Source organism: Asaia sp. W19 (assembly GCF_003994335.1).
Lineage (GTDB): Bacteria > Pseudomonadota > Alphaproteobacteria > Acetobacterales > Acetobacteraceae > Asaia.
The window spans coordinates 1-774 of sequence record NZ_PNQZ01000094.1; the positions used below are offsets into that span (position 1 = coordinate 1).

Genomic DNA, 774 nt, shown 5'->3' on the forward strand with positions numbered 1-774 from the left:
CGACTGCCTGMGCAAAGGCGGCCGAAAAGGGCGGAAACACGCCGCTTTCGTAGTTCTGCGCGGCCGTCGCAAGCATCCGGAGCGCGCCGTTCATGTCCTCTCCGAACATGAATGACCCCCCGGCTTCAGGCGCCACGAACGTTGCCGGAGGGAAGCCAAGGTTAAGGGAAGCCCGGCCAAGCGCGTTGGAAGTACCGGGGATTGGATACTGCAGGTGCGTGCTATCGGCCCCGGCCCCCCAGACAGTGGGGAACTGCGGTGAGAAGTCGGTTTTCTTCATTGGTTTCCTGCCCGGCTGCTGCCGTCATTCCTCGAAGGAGTAGGAGACGTTCACGCCCGAAGGCTGGGGCAGAACCCCGGAACGATAGATGATCGACAACTGCACCGGTGTCGGCACGAAGTCGAAGCGATAAGTCATCGTCATGTTCTGACCGTCGATGACGTAACAGCGCCCGGAATCACCGAAGAGCGTCATGAGGATGTTGTTCAGCGACGTGATCGAGCAGTCGGTGATATTCGCGGCTGCCTTGGCGAAGATCAGCTTGCGATAGGCATCATCCGTGAGCGCGACATTCGTGGTCGTCGTCTGGCCGCTGTACCAAATGCCTGCGTTGAATTCGCGGATCGCTGTCGATGTGCCGTTGGCAGCCGCTTCATCGAAGCCGATATACCCGCTCTCTGTAACCTGCAAGACGCGCCCGACACCGACAATGCGGCCCCACACGTCGAGGCCCCAGCCAGTCGCAGTTGAGGGGTTCCAAACCTGATTATACS

At 60.1% G+C, this 774-nt stretch carries 1 protein-coding gene and 1 pseudogene; both read right to left on the reverse strand.

From position 1 onward, the window contains the following. Positions 1-280, reverse strand: a pseudogene (locus tag C0V97_RS18735) (phage tail protein); the annotation flags it as partial. A gap of 24 nt (positions 281-304) precedes the next feature. Next, positions 305-774, reverse strand: a 470-nt coding sequence (locus tag C0V97_RS16545; RefSeq protein ID WP_148114955.1) for a DUF2612 domain-containing protein, incomplete at its 5' end; no start/stop codon positions are given.